We start from the raw sequence: 26,905 nt of genomic DNA on the forward strand, positions 1-26,905 counted from the left end.
AAATTTTTTAACAACTTGCATCCCTCCCAGAACTTTTGTTCGTAATTTCATTATACACGAACAAGTGTTCATGTCAACTCTTTTTTCGAACGAATGTTTGTAATGCTATTCTATATATGCTATACTTTGATTAATAAATAATACGTGTTAGGAGATTGAAATATGACAAATCTATCAAAGCGACAAGAGGAGATTTTAGCTTATATTAAAGAACAAGTAGAGTTAAAAGGATATCCACCCTCTGTTCGCGAGATTGGAGAGGCAGTCGGTCTAGCATCTAGCTCAACGGTACACGGACATCTCGCGCGATTAGAGAAGAAAGGATATATTCGCAGAGATCCTACGAAACCAAGAGCAATTGAAGTATTGCCACAAGATGGCGATTTAGAAATCCCTAAGACAGAAGCAACCTTTGCTCCCGTAATTGGTAAAGTAACAGCAGGGCTTCCAATTACAGCAGTAGAAAATATTGAAGAATACATCCCAATCCCACATAATGAAATGCATGCAAGTGAACAGTTGTTCGTATTGATTATTGAAGGGGACAGTATGATTGAAGCCGGTATTCTCAATGGAGACAAAGTGATTGTCAAACAGCAAAACACAGCTGAAAACGGGGATATCGTAGTTGCCATGACAGAAGAAAGCGAAGCAACGGTAAAACGTTTCTTCAAGGAAAAGGATCATATTCGACTGCAGCCTGAAAACGCGACAATGGATGCGTTAATCTACGATAATGTTAGCATTCTTGGTAGAGTTGTCGGCTTATACCGCAGCTTATAATAGATTCAAAAAAAGCCTTTGGCGATACTACCAAAGGCTTTTTACACCAAGATATACACCCCCCTTCTTTTCACTTGTTAAAAATTCCTATATTTTTTCTTTGATTGGTTTGAAGTCTATCAAAATAGGTAATATATATAACAAAACCTTCTTTCGATTGCAGACATTGGATACCGACACATCAACTATCACCCACAGGACAATTAAACTAGCAATCACAGCCTATTATCTCCAAATTATTACAACAATATTAAAATCAGTAAATCTAGTAAACTTTTCCAACCTAATTACATACCTTATATAGAGAGGGTAAATTTTAAAGGAGTGAATTATAAAATGGTACAAAATAAGGTTCACTTAATTCCTTATACGATTCAATCGATTGAGGATTCCAAAAATGAGACCCCAGAAGGCGTTCAACTAGTACAGGCCCCTGCCTTGTGGGAAAAAGGTTTTGAAGGAGAAGATATAGTAGTTGCAGTGATAGACACTGGAATTGAGTCAGATCATCCAGACTTTAAAGATCAAATTATTGGCGGACGAAATTTTACAAGCGATTATAATGGAGACCAAAACAACTTTGAAGACAATAACGGTCACGGAACACATGTATCAGGAACTATTGCAGCAAGTCTTAATGGCGATGGGGTTGTGGGTGTTGCTCCAAAGGCTAAAATATTAAGTCTAAAAGCTTTGACTGGAGAAGGTTCAGGTGAGTATGACTGGATCATTAATGCGATAAACTATGCAGTTGAATGGCGCGGTCCGAACAACGTACGGGCACGAGTTATTTCCATGTCCTTGGGTGGGCCTAATGATATCACTGAAATGCATGAAGCCATTCAAAATGCAGTCAGTAAGGATATATCTGTCGTTGTCGCTACGGGAAATGAAGGAGATGGAAATGAGGAAACTCCTGAATATGCTTATCCTGGAGCGTATAACGAGGTCATTAGTGTAGGTGCTGTTGACTTAAACTTACAGATTGCTCCATTTTCGAATACTAATAATGAGGTAGATCTTGTAGCTCCAGGAGTAGATATTTTATCAACTTATTTAGATAGTAAGTTTGCTAAACTATCAGGAACATCTATGGCTGCTCCCCATGTAGCAGGTGCTTTAGCTTTAATCATTAATTTAAGTGAAAAAGAGTTTGAAAGATCTGTTATTGAGTCAGAAGTTTATGCTCAACTTGTTAGACGTACCCTACCACTTGAATTTCAAAATAGCGCTGAAGGTAATGGCTTTCTTTTGCTTAATCTGGTTGACCAACTAGATAGAATTATTGCTCCAAATGTAAACGAAACGAATAAAACTTCAAAGAAATAAAGAATCATTCTCCACCCATCGTTGTAACATCATTTTTGTAGGTTGCTATTAAGCACCTATCTTTCTATCCATTTCTTATGTCATAAAGAAAGGGGAAAATCATGAACAAATTGGAAGGTGAAAAATTAAAAAACACATTGCTGAAATTAAGAATTAATCAAAAGAAAATTAAAAATACGAAAGAATACTATGATGAAGAGGAAGATTTACGCATTATCAAAGAATATTATCGATACATTAACTTTGACGATGCAGACCCAACTAACTTATATGAGCAACTAAATAGATTAACGACAAGTACACATGAAAATCAACTTCCTTATAATTCTGAAACGCGTGATTATCTTTATTCTACAATTGATCTCCATATGGACGGGAACTTAAAAAGTATCTATTCAGGAAGCCACAAAGATCCTGAACAAACCATCAAAGAAGATCATGAAACAGTACAACTAAGGCAACAAGAGTATGAAAAATTGTCAAGTTATAAATCAGAAGAGGATGATTTGTGGATCAAATCATTAGCAAAAATTGAACGTGACAACATGTTTAATTGTGAACATGTCGTTCCTCAGTCATGGTTTGATGAAGATAATCCAATGAGAGGCGATCTACACCATCTTTTCACATGCGACAAAAAATGTAATTCGACCAGATCCAATTATCCTTACGTTGATTTCAAAGACTACACACCAGATATGGACATTGAGACAATAAAAACACAATGCGGAAAATACGAAAAAGAAAAATTTGAACCCGAAAGCGGCAAAGGTGAGGTTGCCAGAGCAACATTATACTTTTTGATAAGATATCCTGGGATAATTAATCAATACAACGATCTAGATATTGAAACCCTTCTAAATTGGCATCAAAAATTTGAAGTGTCCAAACACGAAAAACACCGTAATAAAGAAATATTCCATATTCAAAAGAATAGAAATCCCCTCATTGATTTTCCTGAATACGCAGATAGAATTAATTTCAAGCTAAGCAAAGATAGCAATTAATGGTTGTCATTATAAACATATTTTAACACCCTACTACCCTACTCCATAAATTTTCATGGATGAGTAGGCGAACTTCTCAAGATTTTTAACAGTCTGTTGGAGAGCATTCTCGCTAAGAATGCTCTTTTTTTATATGAAAAGAGAGTCCAATAAAAACTATCATGAAGAATAGGGACAGAAGCAAATCGTGCTCAATAGTAGCATTGTTCTTATTTTTAAATTTTTAAAGTACTGGGACATCGCTCCTCGCGTCCTGCGGGCTACGGGAGTCTACGTGGTTGACTTACGTTGATCAGATGATCATTTACGGGGGACGGTCTCGAGGTGGATAAATATAACTACGAAAAAGAAAAACCCCCAACACCAACAGTGCCAAGGGTTTCTGCTTATTAATATGATTGGATGTATTGTTCTCTTTCCCAAGGGTGTACTTGCGTACGGAACATATCCCATTCGATTTCTTTAGATTCAATAAAGTGCTCGAATAAGTGCTCTCCAAGCGCTTCGATGATTGTTTCATCTGTTTTTAATTGATCTAAAGCATCAGCAAGAGTTGCTGGTAAATCCTGAACGCCATTAGCTTCACGCTCTTCTTTATCCATTACATAGATATTGCGGTCCACTGCTTTAGGTGCTTCTAATTGATTTTCGATACCATCTAAACCAGAAGCTAATAAAACAGAAAGTGCTAAGTATGGATTCGCAGATGGGTCTACACTACGTACCTCAACACGAGTACTCAAGCCACGAGAAGCTGGCACACGAATTAATGGACTACGGTTAGAACCAGACCATGCCACATAACAAGGTGCTTCATATCCTGGCACTAAACGTTTGTAAGAGTTTACTGTAGGGTTTGTTACAGCAGTGAAAGAAAGCGCGTGTTTAATGATACCAGCGATGAACTGATACGCCGTTTCACTTAGTTGTAATGGGCCATTTTCATCTAAGAAAGTATTTGTTTTCCCTTTAAATAATGACATATTACAGTGCATACCAGAACCGTTCACACCAAATAATGGTTTAGGCATGAAGGTAGCATGTAAACCGTGTTTACGTGCAATAGTTTTTACTACAAGTTTAAATGTTTGAATATCATCTGCATGCTTTACTGCACCAGAATATTTAAAGTCAATTTCATGCTGACCAGGTGCCACTTCGTGGTGAGATGCTTCAATTTCAAAGCCCATCTCTTCTAGCTCTAATACGATATCACGACGGCAGTTTTCGCCAAGGTCAGTTGGCGCAAGGTCAAAGTATCCACCTTTATCGTTTAATTCTAATGTTGGCTCTCCTTGTTCATCTAGTTTAAATAAGAAGAATTCTGGTTCTGTACCAATATTAAACGCAGTAAAACCTAAATCTTCTGCTCTTTTTAGGTTTCTTTTCAAGTTATAGCGTGGGCATCCTTCAAAAGGTGTACCATCTGTATTATAAATATCACAGATAAAACGTGCTACTTTTCCTTTTTCAGAAGTCCATGGGAACACAACGAATGTATCAATATCTGGATGAAGTTTCATATCAGATTCTTCGATACGTACGAAACCTTCGATGGATGAACCATCAAATACCATTTGGTTATCTAACGCTTTATCCAATTGGCTTAATGGAATCTCAACGTTTTTGATTGTCCCTAGTAAATCTGTGAATTGTAGACGGATAAATTTTACATTTTCCTCTTTGATTCTTTGCTTTACTTCTTCTTTAGTTAATCCCATTGCTATTTCTCTCTCCTTTTTATTTTAATGGAAGAATCGTGATAATTCTCCCTGTCTTAACGAGGTTTTACCAAGTCTTCCAGCATCCATCAACTCTTTATGTAGGAGTTTCCGTAATTCTTTTTCAGATATTTCGGAGTTCCTTTCCTCTGGTATGCTTTCATCAGTTATTGGCATCTTTTTCATTTCCAACACTTGCTTAATACCCGCCAGATTCAGGCCCTTTTCGATCAATTCCTTAATTTCTAACAAACGATCAACATCATTAAATGAAAAAAGTCGTTGATTCCCCTCTGTTCTGGACGGATGTATTAACTGATGCTGTTCATAATAACGAATTTGTCTCGCGGATAAATCAGTTAGAGATTTGACAATGCCGATAGAAAACAAGGGCATAGAACGTCTATCTATTTCGCTCATTATCTTCACCCCTTTCTTGCGTTTTCTATAATTCTATTATACATCATGCACATTTGGTGTCAAGCAATGTTAAGTAAGTTGACATAAAGAATTTTTATATTAATCTTCAACTCCCAATGCTTTGACTGCCTTGCTTACCGCGATTTTTACATGATTATACGTTAACCCACCCTGAACAAATGCTGTATATGGTTCCCGTATAGGACCATCTGCTGTCAACTCCAGGCTAGCACCCTGAATAAATGTACCCGCAGCCATTATAACCTTATCATCGTATCCCGGCATCGGTGCTGGATATGGTACAACATGAGAATTGACAGGTGATTGCCTCTGAATTTCCTGACAAAATGCTACCATTTGATCCGCAGTATGAAAGGTTACGGATTGGATCAAATCTGTACGCAACTCATCATAGCTAGGCGTAGTCATATAGCCTAATTCGTTTAAATAACAAGAAGTAAAGACAGCCCCTCGCAATGCTTCACTAACTGTATGTGGTGCTAAGAATAAACCTTGATACATTTCCTGTAACATACCAATGCTTGCTCCCACTTCTTTTCCGATCCCTGGTGCTGTCAGCCGATGTGCTGCCATTTCGACGTATTTGTTTTTACCAACGATGTATCCACCCATTCTGGCAATTCCGCCACCCGGATTTTTAATCAAAGAACCCGCAATAAGGTCTGCGCCAATTTCCGTTGGTTCTTTTGATTCTACAAACTCACCATAACAGTTATCCACGAAGATTATGATATCTTCTTTTACTTCTCTTACTTGTTTAATGACTTCCTCCATCTCATTCATCGTCATCGATGGTCTGTCATCATACCCCTTTGAACGTTGCAATGCGACAACCTTCGTCCGATCTGAAATCTCTTCACGAACAAGTTCCATATTGACACGTCCATCTTTCAAGTCCACATACTGATAATGGATGTTGAAATCTGTCAATGATCCCGGTACGTACTGGCTGTGACCTATTACTTTTTGTAATGTATCATAAGGTCTTCCTGTGATATAAAGCAATTGATCTCCCGGTCGCAATACTCCAAAAAGCGCTGTACTGATCGCGTGAGTACCTGAGGTGATCTGCGGTCTGACCAGCCCCGCTTCAGCCTTAAACACAGTAGCATATACATCTTCCAATTTATCTCTTCCAAAATCATCATAGCCATATCCTGTGGTTGGGTTAAAATCACTATCACTGACCTGATGCGCTTGAAAAGCAGCTAACACTTTGGCTTGATTATAATTCTCCCGCTCTTCTATCTTTTCCAATACGGGGTTAATTTTATTCTCGACTTCCCTGATTAATGTATCGTTCATTCTTGCTGAAACTCCTTTATTTCTCTCATAATTGGATGTTGTGGATCAACGTAGCCATTCACATAATATCCTTCTTTTGATTCGTGGTATTCTTCTTTGTCCAAAATAGTATGTTGACGAATTTTTGCTAATTTTCTTGCATTCTCTTCTGGAATAAAACCTCGATAATGCTGCCATTGTTCTTTCATTAATCTTTCTGTTTCTTGTTTCACGGTATGAATGCTGTTATCTTCCAATGCACTAATCAATACGTATGGATAAGAAGATGGTACAAAATGTTCCTCATCTATTAAGTCTTTTTTATTGTAAATAGTCAGTACTGGTATATCATCTGCTTCGAGTTCTTGAAGTAAATGATATACAGTTCGTTCTTGTTTATCACGATTAGAAGCTGCAGCATCAATTACATGCAAAATGAGATCTGCTTCACGTACTTCTTCCAAGGTAGACCGGAATGCAGCAATTAATGCTGTTGGTAAATCTTGAATAAAACCCACCGTATCAGTTAACAGCACCTCAAAGTGGGATGGCAGCTTCATTTTCCTTGATAATGGATCTAAAGTTGCAAATAACTGGTCTTCCTGAAATGAATCACTTTTGGATAAATTATTAAATAATGTTGATTTTCCCGCGTTGGTATACCCAACAACAGCTACTTGAAACAACTGTTGTCTTCGACGGTTTTCACGGTATTGTTCCCGCTGATTAACTACTTGCTTTAACCGGCGTTTTATATCATCCATTCTGTTTCTAATATGCCGACGGTCCGTTTCTAACTTCGTTTCCCCTGGACCTCTTGTTCCAATACCACCACCAAGTCTAGATAACGCCGCACCTTGACCATGTAACCTGGGTAGCACATATGTATATTGTGCAAGTTCTACTTGCAGTTTCCCTTCTTTCGTGCGAGCTCTCGCGGCAAAAATGTCAAGAATTAGCTGACTGCGGTCGATGACACGTATGTCTAACTCTTCTTGCAGACTTCTTGCTTGTCCACCTGATAATTCTTCATTTGCAATCACAAGTTCTATTTCTTTTTCTACAATAATTGCTTTCATCACTTCTAATTTTCCTTCCCCAACATAATATCTCCGATGAGGGGATGGACGTTTTTGAACAATCTTATCAATTACCACTCCCTGAGCTGTTTTCACTAGTGCTTCAAGTTCTTGCAAAGAATCATAAAATTGTTCTTCTCTATCTTGTTGATGCATGATTGCCATCAATAACACTTTCTCGATGTCGATCACCTACTGTTTTTCTATTTAGTATTTCTCCAATGGACAGATTGATGCATTAAAAACTGAACATAATCCCTCTGTCCTCTATCCTCGATAAACCAGATTATGTGAACTAGCATTGGAATCATGCTGAAATATGTTGTTAGTAGTATGATACCGCTCCTGCCAACCACTTCACGTCCTGTGCTAATGTATAGGCACTCCAACGGATATAAGAGATAGCATATAGGTTGGTATCTGTAAGTGCCCAGACATGTTACTACTTTACTGCATACCAATCATCATGCAAAGCACAAAATTCACAAAATAATATTATGGAATTATAGCTTTACTTTACATAATCAATATTAAGAAGCTTTACTATTTTAAATTATTGCCACATGCATTTGTACAACTAATGTTAATAATAGTAATTGCATGCTTTACTTACTCATAAAAAAGGCGCTACCTTCAAAATAGCGCCATCATTTTTTCTTTATTCCTTATCTAGATTCACATTTTTGGATGGTGCAAAAGTAGAAATCGCATGCTTGAAGATAAGCTGTTGTTTACCTTCTGTTTCAAGCAGTACGGTAAAATTATCAAACGCCTTAACTACTCCGCGTAACTGGAATCCGTTAGTTAGAAACACGGTAACAGGCAAACGTTCTTTTCTTAATTGATTTAAATACTGATCCTGGATATTGACAGATTGTGACATGGTCGTACCTCCTCTAATTTCTCTATAGTTTAATATTCTATCTTTTTGCAAAGAATCCTTCTAAATCTGATAAAATATTTTGAAAAACCTTATGTTTGGTTTCAGGTGTGATGGAATACCAGTCAACTGGCATCTTATTTTTGAACCAGGTAAACTGTCTCTTTGCAAACCTTCGCGAATTTCTCTTTAATAGTTCTGTTGCTTCCTCTAACGTCTGTTCACCTTTTAAGTAAGGAATAATTTCTTTGTAGCCTATTCCCCTCATGGATTGGCAGTCTTCCAATCCAGCTTGATACAAACGTTCAACCTCTGCTAGCAAGCCTTGGTCAATCATCATATCTACACGCTGATTAATGCGCTGGTATAATAATTGCCGGTCCATTTCTAACCCAATAATGCGAAAATCATACACCGACTCCTGTTGCTGGCTGCTTTGATATGCTGTCATTGTCAGTCCGGTTCGATCATACACTTCCAGTGCTCTGATTAATCTTCGTTTATTATTAGGATGGATTTTTCGGGCTTGTTCAGGATCTACCCGTTCTAAGCGTTTATACACGTTGTCGATGCCGTCACGTTCAATTTCTTCTTGAATAAGCTTCTGAAAATCCTCTGATCGTCGGTTATCCGAAAATAGATAACCATATATGACGGATTGAATATAAAGACCCGTCCCACCAGCGATAATTGGTAGCTTAGCCTGGTTAGAGAGGGTTTGAATGGATTGATCAACAGCTTGTTGGAAATCAGCGACAGAAAAAGATTGATCGGGTTCAACAATATCGATCATGTGATGTGGAACACCTTCTTTTTCTGTCTCCGTAACCTTGGCAGTGCCAATGTCGAGTCCGCGATAGATCTGCATCGAGTCACCGCTGATGACTTCACCACCAAATCTTTTAGCTACTTGGATGGAGAGGGCTGTTTTTCCTACCGCTGTAGGTCCGACTATAACAATTAATTTCTGTTTCAACTAAATCACTTCCTGATGCTAGCAATGCTTTCTTACAGTATACATTAGTTCTTTTGATACTTCATCTATTACATAATTCGTTTGAACATTTTTTCCATCTCGTAAGTAGTATATTGAATAATTATTGGTCTGCCATGTGGACAAGTAAATGGCTCTTCGCACGTTCTTAATTGATCAAGTAAATGCTGCATATCTTCTAAATTCAAGTAATGATTTGCCTTAATTGATCGTTTGCATGACATTAATATCGCTGCCTCTTCCCTCAATTTGTGCAAATCAACACGTTTATCCTGTATTAATTGTTCAACCATATCACGTATGATGGATTCCTCTTCATCACGTGGAAACCAATTGGGATGAGACCTTACGATATAGGCATTTTGGCCAAACGGTTCAAAAAATAAACCAACATTTTGAAGTTCTTCTTGATATTGCTCGATAAACAGAATTTCCTGCTGTGTAAATTCAAAAGTTAATGGCACTAACAAATCTTGCACATGACTTTCCACGTTCCCAATTTTATCACGGAAATATTCATATTTGATCCGTTCTTGTGCAGCATGCTGATCAATAATAAACAGAGCATTTTCATTTTGGGCTAAGATATAGGTGCCATGATGCTGTCCAATAGGATACATGACTGGAACCCGTGGCTGATCCTCTTCCTCTTGGATCTCATCCTGTAAGTCCACGCCAGTCTCCTCTTCTGCTAGTAACGATGATTCAACTTCCTCTCCCACCGGTGATGAACCAATTGAGTCATGAATTGGCGTTGATTCACGAACGACTTCCTCCAAAGCTTGCACATTCTGCTCTCGTTCTGATGAAGAGTGAGCTGGCAGCCTATCTTGTTGTGTTACAGAATGTTGTACGTCAAATGAAAATTGAGGCTGTTCTGTCTTTTCTTTATTAATTGTTTTTGTCTGACCTGATGGAATTAATCGTTGCTGATGAAGAGCATCTTTAATCATTTGCTCAACTGCTTGAAATAATTCTTTTTCCTTACTAAATCGAACCTCTAATTTTGTCGGATGCACATTGACATCAATTAGGTATGGATCCATTGTAATTGCTAAGATCACAACTGGCTGCCGACCAATCGGAAGAAAGGTATGAAAACCATTCGTAATCGCTTTTGCCAGACCAATGCTTCTAATATAACGCCCGTTTACAATAGTAGAGATATAGTTTCTGCCTGCCCGGTTCACTTCGGGCTTCGCAATAAAACCTTTTATCTGATAATCCAATGTATTAATTTCTACTGGAATCATCTGCTTCGCGACTGCCATTCCATAGACAGAAGCAGCAATTTGACGGATATCTCCTTTTCCAGTTGTTTGAAAAATCTGTTTGCCATTATGTGTTAATTCAAATCGAATATGCGGATGTGAAAATGCCATTCGATTCATAATATCAGTAATATGACCTAATTCCGTGTGCACCGTCTTTAAATATTTTAATCTTGCCGGCGTATTAAAGAAGATGTCCTGTACCGTGATCTCCGTTCCTTGCCGTGCATCACTGCGTCCATCTTCTTTAACATGTCCACCTTCTAGTACCATTTTTGTACCTGCTTCTTCACCTGTAGAAGTCTTAATTATAAGGCGACTAACTGCAGCAATACTTGCAAGTGCTTCACCACGAAACCCTAGTGTGTGGACGTGAAACAGATCCGTTTCATTCTTTATTTTACTTGTTGCGTGACGTAAGAATGCTTTCTTACACTGGTCATGCGGAATGCCTGATCCATTATCAGACACTTTTATTTCTTGCAGACCCGCTTCTGCAATGTCTACTTTAATCCACGAACTATTAGCATCAACGCTGTTTTCGACTAACTCTTTGACAACAGAGGCCGGACGTTCCACTACTTCTCCTGCTGCAATTTGGTTAGCTAGATGATCCGGCAATTGGTTGATTTGCATTTAGTTTCGCCCCTTTAATTCTTCTACTTTCCTCTGAAGTTGATAAAGTTGATTCATCGCATCCATTGGTGTCATTTCCAATAGATTTATTTTGTTCAAACGTTGAATTATCTCATTGTCTTTTTTCGATGGCTGTTGTTTGACTGGTTCTTCTGTCGCAAAAAACGCCATTTGTTCCATCGAATAATCACTGGATTTCTTTTCTGGAACTGAGTGCACAGATTGTTCAGAACCCTCTAACTGAGACAGTATTGTGTTCGCTCGATGAATTAACGAATCTGGTAACCCTGCTAGTTGAGCAACATGTATACCATAACTTTCATCCGCCGCTCCTTCATGAATCTGATGAAGGAAGACCACTTTTCCTTCGATTTCTTCTGCACGAACATGGATGTTTTTCAATGCACTTAGACTCTCCTCAAGACTTGTTAGCTCATGATAGTGAGTGGAGAACAACGTTTTGGCATGAATATGATCATGAATATATTCAATAATGGATTGGGCAAGCGCCATTCCGTCGTACGTGCTCGTGCCTCTTCCGATTTCATCCAGTAAAATTAAACTATTTTCAGTCGCATGCTGAATCGCATGATTGGCCTCAAGCATTTCGACCATAAACGTACTTTGACCAGATACGAGATCATCCGCAGCACCTATCCTGGTGAAAATCTGATCTACAATTGCCAATTCCGCCTGAGTTGCCGGTACGTAACAACCGACTTGGGCCATGATTACTGTCAAAGCTAATTGTCGCATATACGTACTCTTACCAGACATGTTTGGTCCTGTAATGAGTAACAAATGCTTATCATCAGCAAGATCAATAGAATTAGGAACAAACTGCTCACCCTTCATCACTTTTTCGATGACAGGATGTCGACTTTCTTCAAGACGAATGCGACGCACATCTGAAAATGTTGGTCTTACAAAATTATTTTCCTCACTAACCGTGGCAAAGCTTTGCAGCACATCTACCTCACTAATGAGATCAGCCAGACGCTGCAATGCTGGAATATATTGTTTTACCTTTTCTCTGATTTCAAGGAATAATTGATATTCTAATGCTACACTTTGTTCCTCTGCTTCTAGAATCAGTGTTTCTTTTTCTTTCAATTCCTCTGTAATGAACCTCTCTGCATTCGTTAACGTTTGTTTCCGCTGGTAACGCCCTTCCGGAATCATCGGCAAATTTGGACGTGTTACTTCAATGTAATAACCAAATACTTTATTAAAGCCAATCTTCAACGATTTAATTGACGTTTCTTGTTTTTCTTTCTGCTCCAATTCTGCTATCCAGTGCTTACCATTCCTTGAAGCATTACGGTATTGGTCCAATTCGTTATGATAGCCATCTTTCAAAATATTGCCGTCTGTAATCGAAATCGGTGCATCTTCTGAAATACTTGTCTCCAATAATTGGTACAGATCTGGTAATGGATCGAGATTACGAGCTAAATCATGGAGTGCGTGATCATCAAATTGCTGCAACTGTTCTTTGATCATCGGGACCTTAGATAATGAACGTTTTAATTGGATTAAATCTCTTGCATTAACGTTACCGAATGAAACTCGACCTGACAATCGTTCCAAGTCATAGATGGATTGCAGCGCCTCTCTGATTTCTTCGCGCTCAAAAAACTGCTGATAAAAACCAGTAACCAGATCTAAACGATGTTCGATTAAGGACTTGGTTAGTAATGGACGTTCGAGCCATTTTTTTAATTTTCTTGCGCCCATCGCCGTCACAGTTCGATCAATTACCCATAGCAAGCTGCCAAATTTCTCTTTTCGCATCAATGAATTTGTAATCTCTAAATTGCGCTGGGAATACATATCCAATGTCATATACTCGGCTAATTCGATTACTTGTGCTTTCTTTAAATGGTCGATGGCTCGTTTTTGTGTGTGAAACAAATATTGATATAGCAAAAGACATGTATTTCGTAGGTTAGTGTCTGTAATTTCTTCTATTAACACAGCCATACTGTCATCTTGAGTGGATGGTTTTGCAGTAGAGACTGGAAACTGTAGTTTATCTTTTAAATCATCAACGTATGGTTTGTTGAAATCCTCTTCCACCACTATTTCCTTAATTGGTCGGTTGACTAATTCGCTTAGCACGGCATTCCAGCCATTATGGATCGCCATGACAAATGTCTCACCCGTGGACATGTCCGTATATGCTAATGAAAAGTGACCTTCTTCTTTTTCCGTCACAATGGCAAGGTAATTGTTTTCTTCATCATCAAGCATGGCACCTTCCATTACCGTACCAGGTGTAATTAACTGTACCACTTCTCGTTTCACAACGCCTTTAGCTGATTTCGGATCTTCGACCTGTTCGCATATTGCGACTTTATAGCCTTTTTCTACTAACGATTTAATATAATTTTCTGCAGAATGAAAAGGAACACCACACATCGGTATCCTCTCTTCACCACCACCATCACGGCTTGTTAATGTTATTTCAAGTTCTTGTGCTGCCCTTTTTGCATCCTCAAAGAACATTTCATAAAAATCACCTAATCGAAAAAATAAAAAGCAGTCTTGATAATCTGCTTTGATTTTTAAATATTGCTGTATCATTGGCGTAAAACCCATTATTGTATCCCCCAACATTCTTTCATTCTCGTCATATTATAGCATAGAAAAAGATAAAGGATAAAGAAAGAGTTCAATCATTACAGTTGCTGATCTCAGCTGATAATTTACTTCGGCTGAATCATCTCCACCCGATTCCCAAACGGATCCCGAAACTCAAACCGGTCAAAACCTGAAATAGGTACCGCTTCTACAATCTTTATTTGCTCTTTTTCCAAAATTTTTTTCCAATATGGTAAATTATCTACCTGATAGGCGATATGTGCCTTTGTAGAATAACGGTCAAAATCTGATTCAGTTCCTACGTGAACATCCCGATCACCAACCTCCAGCCAGAAACCACCTCGTCCTTGTAATGCTTCAGGTTTTTCTTTTTCTGGTAATCCTAGTAACCCGCAGTAGAATTTCTTTCCTTCTTCCTCCGCATCTTTTGGTATGGTTATTTGTACATGATGTACGCCTTTGATCATTTAATCTCCTCCTACTATAAATTCTAACTTTATTTTACCAAAGGCTGTGTATTATGGTAATTATAATCTGAACAAGGTGAGTACATTTCGTGCATTTATTTTTTAGTTAAAATGTCATCATGGCAATAACCAGAAAATAAGTCCACTCTCCTTAGAACTAAAACATGGGTGCATTGTCATTCCCGACCACAGTAACATTGCTGGGTAGCTTCCGAGATCAATATTAGGGCTTTTTTTCCTTCTGATTTATTTCACACGTACACATTTCTAGGCTTTTGCATAGGATATTGTAGGTTCTATAGCCAGACATTTTTATGAAGAATGGTTGCACTATAGACGAATGTCTCGCATATGATGTAATTGAAATTAGAGGGAGGTTATAATTCGATGTCTTATTTAGACCAACAATACCGAGAAATTATAACAAAAGCGGTTATTGGCAAAGGAAGAAAGTTCAAACAGGATACAAATACAATCACACCAGCTCATCGTCCGTCAAGTATCTTAGGTTGCTGGATCATTAACCATATCTATCAGGCAAAATTAACTAAAAAAGATACTGTTGAAATTCGTGGAAGCTACGACGTGAACATCTGGTATGCCTATAATGATAATACCAGAACAGAAGTAGTAACAGAAAAGGTGGAGTATTGTGACTATGTACCACTTTCAATTCGTGACAAACACCATATCGGAGACGACTGTGAAGTCATTGCCAAAGTAATTCAACAGCCAAATTGCTTAGAATGCAGCATAGAAACACATGGCAATAAAATCGTAGTCGATGTGGAACGAGAATTTATTGTCGAAGTAATTGGAGAAACAAAAATCTGTGTAAAAGTAGATCCACATGGAAAGGTACATGATGATGACGATTGGGATTTTGATGTTTCCGATGATGAGCTAGACGAAATCGATCCAGACTTTTTAGATGATTACGAAGAAGAATAATGATTACAGTGTGGGGCATGCTCACACTGTATTTTTTTATTTAACTTTAGCAAATATAAAGTTTCCTATAATACGGATTATGTAAAGCTGGGCTGTATGTCAATGTGATAATATTGATATGTTGTATATGCTACTAAGTAAAGCTCCGGAAATATGCTCCGCTTTCTGTGGGGTCGGGATCAGCTTCCTAGGAAAGAAAAACCTTTCCTCTGGGATCTTCACACTCGACTTGATCCACCTTGTGAAGCGATCTTCTTCACAAAGTTAGCTTCAGCCGTGCCCCACAGGGCGCGAAATGGTTGGCCGGGGCGATATCCTAACGCATAAATCATTTCAAAATTAGCACTAGGCTATTTAACATAATCTGTATTATAAGTATCCTTACTTTTATTTTTTCAATCCTTTACATGACATCTTGCTGTACATCACCTGAAAGGCTTCAACTGTATATTTTCCCACAAAAAAATGACCAACAATTTTGCTGGTCATTTTTACATTTAGCAGGAGTGACTGCTGTTTTTTCTTTTGGATCCTGTTTCGCCTGATAACAAATCTCCATCTGTTGAGCGAATCACTTCGTTGGTTATTTCTCTAGCAATTGTGTTAGTTACCAGCTGAAGCAGATCGTTAATCACAACTTGAGAATCTTTGAATTCTTGCACAACAGGAATTTCATCAATCTCTTTCTGGAGACGATCAATTTCTTCCTCTACTCGCTTTAATGCTTCTTGTTTTCCATATGCTTGAAAGTTAACAGCTTGCTTTTGCAGTGCTTTGATTTTTTTGATGGAGCTTTGTACTTTGTTGTTTTCGTTTAATTTCGCTTCTAATTGTTTGAAACGGTCAATTTCATCAATATTAGCCATTTTTTCTGCAAGATTACGTGCCTCTTGAAGCACTTCTGCTCTTGTATAATTCACCATTTAATTCACCTCAACTGCTGATTCAACTAATTCTCCATCCAGTGTCCATGTTTTTGTGTTAGTAATTTTCACTTCCACAATGTCACCGATAATAGATTTTGGTCCTCTAAAATTAACTAATTTATTACGTTCAGTATAGCCAGACAAGACATCAGGATCTTTTTTACTTTCCCCTTCGACTAATACCTTAACTGTTTCGCCTTGGTATGTTTCCATAGCCTCTGCTGATTGTTTATTCACAATTGCATTTAAGCGTTGCAGACGTTCTTTTTTCACTTCCATTGGAATATTGTCTTCCCAACGTGCAGCAGGTGTACCTTCTCTTGGTGAATAGATAAATGTGTAGGCACTCTCAAATCCTACTTCTTCCATTAAAGATAAAGTCTCTTCAAATTGTTCGTCTGATTCATTTGGAAAACCAACAATAATATCTGTTGTTAACGTTGCATTTGGCATCGCCTTTCTAATTTTACCAACAAGTTCAAGGTAGTCTTCTCTTGTATAACGACGTGCCATCACTCGTAAAACATCAGAACTGCCGGATTGTACTGGTAAATGAATATGATCTAACAGATTACCCCCCTGTGCCAACACTTCTATGAGACGATCGTCAAAGTCTCTTGGATGAGAAGTAGTAAAACGGACTCTCGGAATATCAATTTTACTTATTTCTTCCATTAAGTCACCTAATCCATATTCAAACTCCAAGTCTTTACCGTATGCGTTTACGTTCTGTCCTAATAAGGTAATTTCTTTATAACCTTGAGCCGCAAGGTGGCGAACCTCCTGAATAATATCATCAGGCATACGGCTTCGTTCTTTTCCTCTTGTATAAGGCACAATACAATAGGTACAGAATTTATCACATCCGTACATAATGTTCACCCATGCCTTGATCTTGCCTCGGCGTGCCTTCGGAAGGTTTTCAATGATGTCACCTTCTTTTGACCAAACCTCAACAACCATCTCTTTACCGAACATCGCTTCATTAACTAATTGCGGTAAACGGTGAATATTGTGCGTTCCAAAGATCAAATCGACAAATGGGTGCTTCTTCAATATGCGATTGACAACAGACTCTTCTTGAGACATACAGCCACAAACTCCAAGAATTAAATCTGGCTTTTCCAGTTTTAACGGCTTAAGATGCCCTAATTCGCCAAACACTTTGTTTTCCGCGTTCTCTCGAATTGCACATGTATTCAGCAGAATGATATCCGCTTCATGGGTATCATCGGTTGATGTGTACCCCATTTGAGTCAAAATCCCTGCCATTATTTCCGTGTCATGCTCATTCATTTGGCAGCCGTATGTGCGGATCATGAATTTTTTCCCTTTACCCACCGCTTTCATTTCTAGTGGAATATCAAAATCATAATGAATATCGACATCTTTTTTCAAACGCTTTTTTGCTTTACGCATATTCGGTGGTTCATATGTCGTCTGAAAATATTTAGAAATCAAGTCATCACTTGACATGTTTTTTAAACGATCTAAGTTGTCATTCGTATCGGATTTTACGTCCGGCGAATTTGACTGTTTGATTTGTTGATTTTCTAATCGTTGTTTTTCATTCATGTTTTTATCTCCTTTCTTACCCCAATATCCAATCCAACAAAAGATAAAACTACTTCATCTATTATAGGGGATAAAACAGCGAAATACAAAGCGTATTTCTCGAATTTTTGTATTTAGTTGGGGAAATGTGCGAGAAAGTTCTGAAATAGTATTTTTTTGTTAACTCCTTTAGGAAAAGTTTGTCGCATTTTCCCTTGTAGAAAGTGATAATCTTCAATCGACTGTACTCGATCAATAAGATGATCTGTACCATCAAAATCCGAACCGAAAACGAGATGATTCTCGCACCCTAATTGTAGAAAATAGTGGATATGCTCAAAAAGGTCATTGATGGTAACAACAGATTTATCCGCAACAAAATCACGTACAAATGTCAGACCAACCAAACCATCTTTGGCAACGATCGCTTGTATTTGCCGGTCAGTTAAATTACGCGGATGCGGCATGACCACTCTACTATTGGCATGAGACACAATAATGTGATCTGCAAGTTCTACGGCTTCGTCAAATCCTTGTTCCGATATATGAGCAAGATCTATCCAGGTTTTTGTTTGATTGGCAAGTTCAATTACTTTTCTGCCCAAATCAGTCAGGCCGCAACCACGCTGTTCACCGATCCCATCTACAGCCAGATTCGGATTATTCCAAGACATTCCGATCATTTTTACACCTAACTGTATCAGTGTTCGAAGCTTGAACAATTCATATCCGATGCAATCTAACCCTTCTAATGTGAGTAATGCTCCTTTTTCCTGTAGCTCCAATGATTCCATATCTCTCACCGACTGTACAATTCGAATATTACGATAAGGCTTAATAATTCGTTCATAAAATATATCAATCATATGTAAAGCAACCGTGAATTTAGCCTCTGTCGGCACATGTTCAGGAATATAAATGGCGAAGCATTGCACCTGTGCCGGGCTGTTCATCCACCTTGGGTAATTGACATGTAAACGCTGATCCAGAAAATCGGTATCGTATAACCACATTTTCATTAACGCATCACAATGACAATCTATGAGCATCTTCTACACCTCTGTTAGTAGAATACATAAAAACCTGTTTGTTAAAAAACAAACAGGTTACTATATTTCCTTATTACCTTGGTTCAACAATCAGTTTAATAGCTGTTCTTTCTTCATTATCGATGATAATATCTGTAAAAGCTGGAATACAAATGAGATCGACTCCACTCGGAGCAACAAAGCCACGTGCGATTGCAACTGCCTTCACTGCTTGATTAAGTGCACCAGCACCTATTGCCTGGATTTCCGCTGAACCACGTTCTCGTAATACATTTGCAAGTGCGCCTGCTACAGAATTCGGATTCGATTTTGCTGAAACTTTTAATATATCCATTCCTGGTACCTCCTTCAAATGCTATTGTTATCCCACTTTTACTATATTCATGATAATGAAAGATATTCCATATTATTATGAAGGATAATGGACAAAATTTCAAATTATTCGGTAGTAGCAAGGCTTAAGAAAAGAATGGATGATCATCATTTATTAAGATACGATCCATTTGTTTTGCTTTGCCAGTTGCAGTATCGATATCTATTAATACTCCACTTAATTGTGAACGTCCTGTTTTAGGCACTTCAAACCGAACAGGTAATCCTGTAAGAAATTTTTTGATTACTGATTCTTTTTCCATTCCTAATATTTCATCATATGGTCCTGTCATACCAACATCTGTGATGTATGCTGTACCACCTGGTAATATTCGGTTATCAGCCGTTTGTACATGGGTATGCGTTCCAACAACCACGCTCGCTTTTCCATCGGCGTACCAGCCAAATGCCTGTTTTTCACTAGTAGCTTCCGCATGGAAATCGACAAAAATAAGATTTGTACGTTTTTTTGCTTCGTGAACCAATTGATCCAATTTGCGAAAAGGATCGTCAACGGGCTGCATAAATGTCCGCCCTAATAAATTAATGACAGCAATTTCCTTACCATTCGATTTTATATAGACGATTTCCTTTCCTGGTGTATCTGGAGGTAAGTTTCCTGGACGAACCATATATGTGGCATCATCAATAAAATTAAAAATTTCACGTTTATCCCACGTATGGTTCCCCATTGTTAACGCTTGTGCTCCACATTCCAATAAGCTTTTATAAATTTTTTCTGTTATACCTTTTCCAGCAGCCGCATTTTCCCCATTAATAATCGTGACGTGCGGCTGGTATTTCGCTTTTAATTTAGGTAAATATTCTTGTACCATCGTTCTTCCTGGTGAACCTACAACATCACCAATAAATAAAATCTTCATGAAGTGTTCTACCTTTCTATTATAGTACCCATAGTCTTGCATACAATGTTTCAAAAGTCAAAAATTGCTCATACATCTTATATATGCATCTACCGATAATACGGATTATGTAAACTAGAACTTTTTTTAGTATGGTAATGTTGACAAGAGTATGTGCGTAGCAAAGCTCCGGAAATAGGCTCCGCGTCCTGTGGGCACGGCTTCAGCTAAATTAGGAAAGAAAATTCTTTTCTTTCCTAATTGGATCTTCAGCTCGCGCTGATCCCACGGGAGTCTCCGCCTATTTCCTACGCTTGAGGAAAGTGCTACAACGTATGTAACAGCTAAAAGCAGTCGTGCTAGGCATTGTATTTCATCAAACTAAGATGTAAATCTCGCAGATAGCGCTCCATATCCTAGCTGTTGCATGAATTGTGGAGCTATACATCAGCGTAGGCCAACCACGTAGACTCCCGCGGGACAGGCAGGCGCTGAAGATCCACTTTGTGAAACGATTTTTCTTCACAAAGTTAGCTTCAGCCGTGCCCCGCAGGACGCGAAGTGGTTGGCCGAAGCGATATCCCAGCACATATATTATATCAAAATGATCGCAATGCTAGTTAACATAATCCATATTATGAGAAGCTTTACATTTATTCTGAAGCTAGATTCTATTCTGCTATTTGCCTATGACAAAAAATAGAGAGACTAGAACCTAGTCTCTCTATTTCGCATATTCAACTGAACGAGTTTCTCTAATAACAGTTACTTTGATATGTCCTGGATAATCCAGTTCATCTTCTATTCGTTTTCGAATATCACGTGCGATTTTGGTCGATTCAGCATCATCAATTTCATCTGGTTTGACGATGATACGAATTTCTCTACCAGCTTGAATAGCAAAAGATTTCTCAACGCCAGCGTAGGACTCAGAGATCTCTTCCAGCTTTTCTAATCGCTTAATATAGTTCTCAAGTGTCTCGCTTCTTGCTCCTGGTCGAGCAGCAGACAGTGCATCCGCGGCAGCGACAATAACTGAGATAACAGATGTCGCTTCCTCATCACCATGGTGAGAAGCAATGGCGTTGATTACTATATCATTTTCCTTGTATTTCGTCGCTAGCTCCTTACCGATCTCAACGTGGCTACCTTCTACTTCATGGTCAATAGCCTTACCAATATCGTGTAATAAACCGGCACGTCTAGCAAGTGTTTGATCTTCTCCGAGCTCAGCAGCTAATAGACCGGATAAATAAGCCACTTCTGTAGAGTGTTTTAATACATTCTGTCCATAGCTTGTTCGATATTTTAATCGACCTAATATCTTCACTAAATCAGGATGAAGACCATGAACGCCTATTTCAAAAGTTGTCTGCTCTCCAAATTCTCGAATATATTCATCGACCTCTCGTCTCGATTTATCCACCATTTCTTCAATTCTAGCTGGGTGAATTCGCCCATCTTGCACTAGTTTCTCAAGCGCAATTCGAGCAATTTCCCGACGAATTGGATCGAAACCAGATAAGATAACTGCTTCAGGTGTATCATCAATGATTAAATCAATACCTGTCAGTGTTTCTAAAGTTCGAATATTTCGACCTTCACGACCAATTATTCGACCTTTCATCTCATCATTCGGAAGATTGACAACGGAAACAGTCGTTTCGGCGACGTGATCAGCGGCACAGCGTTGCAATGCAAGCGATAAAATATTTTTAGCTTTTTTATCTGCTTCCTCTTTTGCACGATTTTCAGCCTCTTTAATGATCACTGCTGATTCATGTGTGACTTCTTCTTCGACACGTTGTAAAATAATTTGTTTTGCTTGTTCTGTTGTGTATCCTGAAATCCGTTCTAGTTCTGCTTCTTGCTCGCTTAACATTTCTCCAACTTTGCTTTCCATTTCTTCAATTTGTTGTTGTTTTTCTGTCAGCGAACCTTCTTTTTTCTCTAGCAATAGCTCACGCTTGTCTAGTGTCTGATCTTTACGATTAAGATTTTCTTCCTTTTGCATGAGACGACTTTCAAGCTTTTGAATCTCTGCCCGACGTTCTCTGAGCTCTTCATCAGCTTGTTGACGAATTTTGTGGTTTTCGTCTTTTGCTTCCAGTAATGCTTCTTTCTTTGCAACCTCAGCGTTTTTATAGCCCTCTTCTACAATTTGTTTTGCTAATTCTTCTGCACTCGAAATCTTCTTCTCAGCAATTTGTTTTCGAATCAGATAACCAACAACAATACCGACAAATGTAAGCAAAATGGAGATGACAATGTTATAGTCCATACTTTCACCTCCTCTTGCTATAAACTTGTACAACTGTTTTAAGTCGGCATGTACAATAATACGCATAAAAATAAATAACTGTATAATAGTATGTTTTAATTATACATGTTAATTTTAATCTTCTATGACAAGGATGTCAAGGATTGTAAAGATTTTGCATTCTATTTGTGAATAGCAATAACAAGCAGCAGCATGTCTGCTCCCCATTCAAGTGAACACGTTCAGTCTCTTCTGCAAAAAACCGCAGCCATAAAATGACTGCGGTTTTTTCGATTATTCCTCTAGCAAGCTATCTTGCATTTCTTTATTATCATCCGCTTCTTCACTCGCATCACCGATATCGTAATGCGCACGAATTGCTTGATAGATTTCGTTTAATACTTCTGGGCGTTCTTTCAGGAATTGCTTCGCATTTTCCCGTCCTTGTCCAAGTCTTTCATCATTATACGAATACCAGGCACCACTTTTGACAACGATGTCCAAGTCCGAACCAATATCTAATATTTCACCTGGACGTGAAATACCTTCTCCGTACATGATATCTACTTCTGCTTGCTTGAAAGGTGGTGCCACTTTATTTTTGACAACCTTAATTCTTGTTCTATTCCCGACCATTTCATTCCCGACTTTTAACGTTTCGGCACGTCTTACTTCCAGACGAACAGACGAATAGAATTTAAGAGCTCTACCACCTGGCGTCGTTTCCGGGTTCCCGAACATAACCCCTACTTTTTCACGAATTTGGTTAATGAAGATCGCAGTTGTTTTGGATTTATTAATGGCACCAGACAATTTACGCAATGCCTGTGACATTAAACGCGCTTGAAGCCCAACATGCGCATCACCCATTTCCCCTTCGATTTCTGCTTTAGGTACTAACGCTGCTACCGAATCAATAACAAGCATATCAACCGCACCACTTCGAACAAGTGCTTCAGCAATTTCCAAAGCCTGTTCTCCCGTGTCCGGCTGAGATAGTAATAACTCATCAACATTTACTCCTAGATTTCTCGCATAAACTGGATCAAGTGCATGCTCCGCATCGATAAAGGCAGCCTGTCCACCAGCACGTTGCGCTTCAGCAATGGCATGTAAAGAAACCGTAGTTTTACCAGAAGACTCTGGACCATATATTTCAACAACTCGGCCTCGCGGATAACCGCCAACTCCTAAAGCAACATCGACAGCAATTGACCCACTTGATACTGTTGCAATCTTTTGTTCCGCTTGCTCACCAAGCTTCATGATTGAACCTTTACCGAACTGTTTCTCAATTTGTTTTAACGCCATATCCAAGGCTTGTTTTCTATCACTCACAATTATTCCTCCTTCATATTGCTAATTCTATCTTACAATCTTTTACCCTTTTTCACAAGTAAAAAACGAATAAATGTTCCCGTTTTTTTCAAAAAAATGCGAACCTAAATCAGTTTTTTGACGGTAAAAAAGCATTTCCCCTGTCAAAATCATAGGAAAAATGCTTTTTCTTAAATATTAAAAAATTTGTTTCACTTTTGCAAATGGTAAAACAGTAGTTCATATCCTTTTTTTACCGAACGACTTCGGATCGTTTGCCGGTTTCCTTTAAATTGAAAACGTTCTGTCACGAACTGATTGTTAGCATCACAAATCGAAATGTAAACAGTGCCGACAGGCTGACCTTCTAATTCATCTGGACCAGCAACTCCGGTAAAACTGATCCCTATGTCGGATTGATACAGATGTTTGACCTTTTCTGCCATCGCTTCCGCACAGGCTTTGCTAACGGTACCGTGCTCTGCTAACAAGTTATGATCTATGTTCAGTACCGCCTCTTTTGCTAACGATTGATAGACTACTGCAGCACCATTAAAAACAGCAGATGCACCACCCTCTTCAACAATACTAGAAGCAAATGCACCACTTGTCAGGCTTTCTGCACTGGCTATTTTCAAATTTTGTTGTACTAACTTTGCATACACTTGTTGGGCAATATTTACCTGATCGTAACCATAGAGATACTGACCAACTCGTATTGAAATCTGTGCTTCCACATCGTCAATCAATTGTTCAGCTTCAGCATTATTACTGGCTCTTGCTGTAAGCCTTAAGGCTACTTCCCCTTCAGAAGCTAGCGGCGCAATTGTTGGATTAGTTTGCGCCGCAATGAGGTCACGTAATTCATGCTCAAGTTGTGACTCTCCTATTCCGATAAAACGAAGCATTCTTGAGAAAATCACCGTATTTAACTGCAGTTTTTCTTGTAAGTAAGGTAACACTTCTTCTGCCATAATCGCCTTCATTTCTCTTGGAACACCAGGCATAAACACCCAATTGATTTGCTCATGTTCGACAATGATGCCTGGTGCAATACCAACCGAATTCCGCAAAACCTTCGCCCCTTCAAAAATGTGTGCCTGCTTGCGGTTGTTCGGTGTCATAACACGATTGTTTTTCGAGAAAAATGCTTCCATTTTGTCAATAGTGGATCGATCCTCGACAATTGCCAGCCCTGACAGGTTATGAAAGGCTTCTCTAGTTAAATCATCCTCAGTTGGGCCAAGACCACCGGTTATTAGTATAAGATCTGACCGCTTTTCTGCTTCTTTAAGCACATTGGTCAGTCTGGATAAATTATCGCCCACAACGGTGTGATAATAAACAGAGATTCCTTTATCCGCCAGCTGTTCAGATATCCAGGCAGCATTAGTATTAACAATTTGCCCTAACAAAAGCTCTGTACCTACTGATATCAGTTCCGCCTTTACTTCAGTCATTATTTCGAATCTCCCATCACATGCCAGTTTTTAATAAAATATTCCAAACCAGAAACGATAGTAAAGATTAGCGCAACATACAACAAGATTATATCTACTGGTACGTCAACCGCAGAAAACGGAACATTATGCAGCAATAATACGATAATGGCGAGTATTTGGAAGACTGTTTTTAACTTACCAAGCTGCCCTGCTGCCAATACCACTCCTTCGCCAGCTGCGACTAGTCGTAACCCGGTAACGGCAAATTCACGACTAATAATAATAATCACGATCCAGGCTGGCGCAATTCCTAATTCTACTAACAGGATAAATGCAGCTGACACTAATAATTTATCCGCCATAGGATCAAGGAACTTCCCTAAGTTAGTTACGAGTTGATATTTTCTCGCATAATAACCATCTAACCAGTCAGTAGCCGAAGCAATAGCAAAAATGATAACTGCTGCAAGGTGCGAAATCGGAATCGACTGTTCTGCGACTTCCCAGATCCCCCACTCAAATGGATAAGATAATAGCAATATAAAAATAGGGATTAATAAAATACGTGATAGCGTAATTTTGTTTGGTATATTCATGTTCTCCACTCCTTATGTCGTAAAAACAAACCCTCTTTATTAAGAGAAAAAGAGGGTTTGTCATATTTTCATTGTTTTTCAATGGTAAACCAAGCTTCCTGCACGCCTGCTTGAATATCTTCAGATAATGGGACAGATTGACCATTGATATTAATATTAATATCTTCTGGCGCACCAAACCGCAAATAAAGTTCTTCTATATTTGTTATATCTACTTCGACAGGGCCAGCATCTTTGGTTAACGTCTTATTATAGTAACTTTCACCACTTTGATCCTCAATCTCTAACCAGTTTTTATTATTTGTTGTAATTTCCAGCGTAAGCTGCTCTTCTGAAGTTGTGATCGTATAGTTGCTCTCATCATTTTCATAACTGTCAAGGACTATACCAGTAGTTGGTTCATCGACTTCCGTTTCGTCGACTTGATCGTTTTCCTGGTTTGTACCCTCTTCACTATTGCTTTGCTCTTCACTTTCACCATTGCTTTCTTCGTTGCCTTCCTGTGTTGGAGGAAGCTCTACCTCCTCACCTGCACTGTTGTCATTATTGTCTGCCGGTGTGCTGTTGTTATCATCTTCTTCCCCAAAAATCCCCTGTCGAAACAGCCAGATCATTGCAACAATACCGATGATTAGCAATACCACAATCACACTCGGCAAAAATGAAAAAATAGTCGGGGTTTTCACAGATGTACTGTTCTTTTTACTGCTGTTCACACGTGAAAGCGAAACTTGTTCTTCCTGATCAAAAGGTAAATCTTTTTTATATTCTTCCATTAATTCATCGGGATTTATTCCTAATATCGTTGCATATTCTTTAATAAAAGCCCGTACGTAAAAAGAACCAGGCATAACGTTAAACCGTTCCTGTTCAATTGCATCTAAATAACGTACTTGTATTTTCGTCATGGTTTGGACATCTTGTAATGTCATGTTCTGCCGTTCGCGTTCCTCTTTTAATCTTTCTCCAATACCCATATGTAACACCATCCATAAAATCATTTGTCAATATTACGCTTAGTAAGTTTATTTGTATTCTTACACAATATATATGACGTATCGTATATTCCATTTGTTTCA

General features: G+C 38.5%; 23 protein-coding genes. 4 read left to right on the forward strand and 19 right to left on the reverse strand.

The genetic code is table 11. The annotated features are described in order from the left end of the window. The first annotated feature begins 162 nt into the window (after positions 1–162). The 3 genes from lexA to MUN88_RS17320 all read left to right on the forward strand — a co-directional run bounded on the left by lexA (position 163) and on the right by MUN88_RS17320 (position 3,119). Complete coding sequence (gene lexA / locus MUN88_RS17310; protein ID WP_244717294.1) at positions 163–783, forward strand: transcriptional repressor LexA; 621 nt, start codon at positions 163–165, stop codon at positions 781–783. 336 nt (positions 784–1,119) lie between these two features. Continuing rightward, positions 1,120–2,112, forward strand: a complete 993-nt coding sequence (locus tag MUN88_RS17315) for a S8 family peptidase (RefSeq protein WP_244717296.1) — start codon at positions 1,120–1,122, stop codon at positions 2,110–2,112. Positions 2,113–2,213: 101 nt separating this feature from the next. Next, complete coding sequence (locus tag MUN88_RS17320; protein ID WP_244717298.1) at positions 2,214–3,119, forward strand: endonuclease I family protein; 906 nt, start codon at positions 2,214–2,216, stop codon at positions 3,117–3,119. A 389-nt stretch (positions 3,120–3,508) separates the two neighbouring features. Here MUN88_RS17320 and glnA read toward each other — a convergent pair whose 3' ends face one another. The 9 genes from glnA to MUN88_RS17365 all read right to left on the reverse strand — a co-directional run bounded on the left by glnA (position 3,509) and on the right by MUN88_RS17365 (position 14,496). Continuing rightward, positions 3,509–4,840: a type I glutamate--ammonia ligase gene (gene glnA / locus MUN88_RS17325; protein WP_244717302.1), complete on the reverse strand. Its 1,332-nt coding sequence runs from the start codon at positions 4,838–4,840 to the stop codon at positions 3,509–3,511. A gap of 24 nt (positions 4,841–4,864) precedes the next feature. Then, positions 4,865–5,260: a MerR family transcriptional regulator gene (locus MUN88_RS17330; protein WP_244717305.1), complete on the reverse strand. Its 396-nt coding sequence runs from the start codon at positions 5,258–5,260 to the stop codon at positions 4,865–4,867. Between the two features lie 99 nt (positions 5,261–5,359). After that, complete coding sequence (locus MUN88_RS17335; RefSeq protein ID WP_244717308.1) at positions 5,360–6,586, reverse strand: methionine gamma-lyase family protein; 1,227 nt, start codon at positions 6,584–6,586, stop codon at positions 5,360–5,362. Beyond that, the gene (gene hflX / locus MUN88_RS17340; RefSeq protein WP_369809897.1) at positions 6,583–7,836 is read right to left on the reverse strand and encodes a GTPase HflX; all 1,254 of its coding nucleotides are present in this window, start codon (positions 7,834–7,836) and stop codon (positions 6,583–6,585) included. Before hflX ends, MUN88_RS17335 begins: the two co-directional genes overlap by 4 nt. Before the next feature lie 466 nt (positions 7,837–8,302). Then, positions 8,303–8,527 carry an RNA chaperone Hfq gene (gene hfq, locus MUN88_RS17345; protein WP_244717311.1) on the reverse strand — a complete coding sequence of 75 codons (225 nt, stop codon included), beginning with the start codon at positions 8,525–8,527 and terminating at the stop codon, positions 8,303–8,305. Positions 8,528–8,564: 37 nt separating this feature from the next. Then, positions 8,565–9,500, reverse strand: a complete 936-nt coding sequence (gene miaA / locus MUN88_RS17350) for a tRNA (adenosine(37)-N6)-dimethylallyltransferase MiaA (RefSeq protein ID WP_244717314.1) — start codon at positions 9,498–9,500, stop codon at positions 8,565–8,567. 68 nt (positions 9,501–9,568) lie between these two features. Next, positions 9,569–11,425 carry a DNA mismatch repair endonuclease MutL gene (mutL, locus tag MUN88_RS17355; RefSeq protein ID WP_244717317.1) on the reverse strand — a complete coding sequence of 619 codons (1,857 nt, stop codon included), beginning with the start codon at positions 11,423–11,425 and terminating at the stop codon, positions 9,569–9,571. After that, positions 11,426–14,026, reverse strand: a complete 2,601-nt coding sequence (mutS, locus tag MUN88_RS17360) for a DNA mismatch repair protein MutS (RefSeq protein ID WP_244717320.1) — start codon at positions 14,024–14,026, stop codon at positions 11,426–11,428. A 107-nt stretch (positions 14,027–14,133) separates the two neighbouring features. Then, positions 14,134–14,496 (reverse strand): VOC family protein, encoded by a 363-nt coding sequence (locus tag MUN88_RS17365; RefSeq protein ID WP_244717323.1) that lies wholly within the window; start codon positions 14,494–14,496, stop codon positions 14,134–14,136. A 387-nt stretch (positions 14,497–14,883) separates the two neighbouring features. On the opposite strand from MUN88_RS17365, the gene cotE reads away from it, so the two are divergent. Then, a complete protein-coding gene (gene cotE, locus MUN88_RS17370; protein ID WP_244717325.1) occupies positions 14,884–15,447 on the forward strand; it encodes an outer spore coat protein CotE in 564 nt (187 codons plus the stop codon). Positions 15,448–15,944: 497 nt separating this feature from the next. Here the strand turns inward: cotE and MUN88_RS17375 are convergent, their stop codons facing one another. The 10 genes from MUN88_RS17375 to MUN88_RS17420 form a co-directional block, all read right to left on the reverse strand. Further along, positions 15,945–16,370 (reverse strand): YlbF/YmcA family competence regulator, encoded by a 426-nt coding sequence (locus MUN88_RS17375; protein WP_244717327.1) that lies wholly within the window; start codon positions 16,368–16,370, stop codon positions 15,945–15,947. Next, positions 16,371–17,948, reverse strand: coding sequence for a tRNA (N6-isopentenyl adenosine(37)-C2)-methylthiotransferase MiaB (gene miaB / locus MUN88_RS17380; protein ID WP_244717329.1), 1,578 nt, complete (start codon positions 17,946–17,948; stop codon positions 16,371–16,373). 113 nt (positions 17,949–18,061) lie between these two features. Beyond that, positions 18,062–18,946 (reverse strand): dipeptidase, encoded by an 885-nt coding sequence (locus MUN88_RS17385; RefSeq protein ID WP_244717331.1) that lies wholly within the window; start codon positions 18,944–18,946, stop codon positions 18,062–18,064. A 103-nt stretch (positions 18,947–19,049) separates the two neighbouring features. Further along, entirely contained in the window at positions 19,050–19,310 is a 261-nt protein-coding gene (locus MUN88_RS17390; RefSeq protein ID WP_244717333.1) for a stage V sporulation protein S, read from the reverse strand. Positions 19,311–19,434: 124 nt separating this feature from the next. Further along, positions 19,435–20,232 (reverse strand): 2',3'-cyclic-nucleotide 2'-phosphodiesterase, encoded by a 798-nt coding sequence (gene ymdB / locus MUN88_RS17395; RefSeq protein ID WP_244717335.1) that lies wholly within the window; start codon positions 20,230–20,232, stop codon positions 19,435–19,437. A gap of 703 nt (positions 20,233–20,935) precedes the next feature. Next, complete coding sequence (gene rny, locus MUN88_RS17400) at positions 20,936–22,492, reverse strand: ribonuclease Y (RefSeq protein WP_244717337.1); 1,557 nt, start codon at positions 22,490–22,492, stop codon at positions 20,936–20,938. A 273-nt stretch (positions 22,493–22,765) separates the two neighbouring features. Next, positions 22,766–23,809 carry a recombinase RecA gene (gene recA, locus MUN88_RS17405; RefSeq protein WP_305852475.1) on the reverse strand — a complete coding sequence of 348 codons (1,044 nt, stop codon included), beginning with the start codon at positions 23,807–23,809 and terminating at the stop codon, positions 22,766–22,768. Between the two features lie 191 nt (positions 23,810–24,000). Next, complete coding sequence (locus tag MUN88_RS17410) at positions 24,001–25,248, reverse strand: competence/damage-inducible protein A (protein ID WP_244717339.1); 1,248 nt, start codon at positions 25,246–25,248, stop codon at positions 24,001–24,003. Beyond that, positions 25,248–25,826: a CDP-diacylglycerol--glycerol-3-phosphate 3-phosphatidyltransferase gene (pgsA, locus tag MUN88_RS17415; protein ID WP_244717342.1), complete on the reverse strand. Its 579-nt coding sequence runs from the start codon at positions 25,824–25,826 to the stop codon at positions 25,248–25,250. Before pgsA ends, MUN88_RS17410 begins: the two co-directional genes overlap by 1 nt. A 68-nt stretch (positions 25,827–25,894) precedes the next feature. Further along, positions 25,895–26,803 carry a helix-turn-helix domain-containing protein gene (locus MUN88_RS17420; protein ID WP_244717345.1) on the reverse strand — a complete coding sequence of 303 codons (909 nt, stop codon included), beginning with the start codon at positions 26,801–26,803 and terminating at the stop codon, positions 25,895–25,897. Between the last annotated feature and the right edge of the window lie 102 nt (positions 26,804–26,905).

The organism is Gracilibacillus caseinilyticus (assembly GCF_022919115.1).
Classification (GTDB): domain Bacteria; phylum Bacillota; class Bacilli; order Bacillales; family Amphibacillaceae; genus Gracilibacillus; species Gracilibacillus caseinilyticus.